Origin of the sequence: Frankia sp. AgB32, from assembly GCF_023243045.1 — a bacterium.
Taxonomy (GTDB): Bacteria; Actinomycetota; Actinomycetes; order Frankiales; family Frankiaceae; genus Frankia.
Genome location: NZ_JALKFX010000167.1, coordinates 1 through 860, shown reverse-complemented (window position 1 = coordinate 860; position 860 = coordinate 1). Strand labels below are relative to the sequence as shown.

Annotated in this window: 1 pseudogene; it reads left to right on the top strand. The window is 59.5% G+C overall.

Features of this window, described 5'->3' with window-relative positions:
* Positions 1-562: 562 nt before the first annotated feature.
* Positions 563-860: pseudogene (locus tag MXD60_RS26255) on the top strand (group II intron reverse transcriptase/maturase); the annotation flags it as partial.

Below are 860 nucleotides of genomic sequence, written 5' to 3'. Positions count from 1 at the left end.
GTTCTGATGTAGAAGACGGAACGCTCGGCAGCGACCATGCTGTTGCGGAGATGAAGGTAGGCCCTTCGGTATCGGCATGCAGGTGTTGATATCAAACCGCCACGAGCTGCCATGGTGAATGAGCCATGGTGGTGAACGTCCGTGGAAAAGCCGCCGTGGGAGGCGGCAGGTGTGAGCCAAGAAGGCGAACGAGAGTGAACCATCGACGACGTGTCGTTACTCCAGGTGACATCAGAACCAGGGTCTTAATCCTATCCTGGGATAAGTCAGAGAGAAACCTGTCTACTGCTCTGGCGGTGTCCGGCATGAAGATGGCGCGAGCTTGGCTTGGGCTCTGCAACGGAACAGGAGAACTCCTCGACACGACATCGGCCCTGCAGATTGAAGCAAGGGTCGACCGGGAGAGCGGCAAGCGGCTAATCCGCGAGCCGCGGAGTACCGGGCGCGTGCCAGGAGGGCGGAACGTCCCGTAGTAGCGATGAAACGCCTGTAATGGGCGCGGAGCGAAGGGGACGTGCCGTCGCGTGTCGTCCAGCGATCAACCAGAAACGGGAGGAATTGCATGGGCGAGACAAGGCCAACAGGAAAGTCGTTCGACATCCCGAAGATGCTGATATGGGAAGCATATCTGAAGGTCAGTAGCAACAAGGGTGCGGCAGGGGTTGACGGGCAGTCGCTGGCAGAGTTCGAGCAGGATCTCCGGAACAACCTGTTCAAACTCTGGAACAGAATGTCGTCGGGGAGCTATTTCCCGGAGCCGGTGAAAGCCGTCTCCATCCCGAAGCCAGACGGTGGCACCCGGCTCCTCGGAGTGCCCACCATCGCCGACCGGATAGCACAGACGGCCGCGACCATGATCC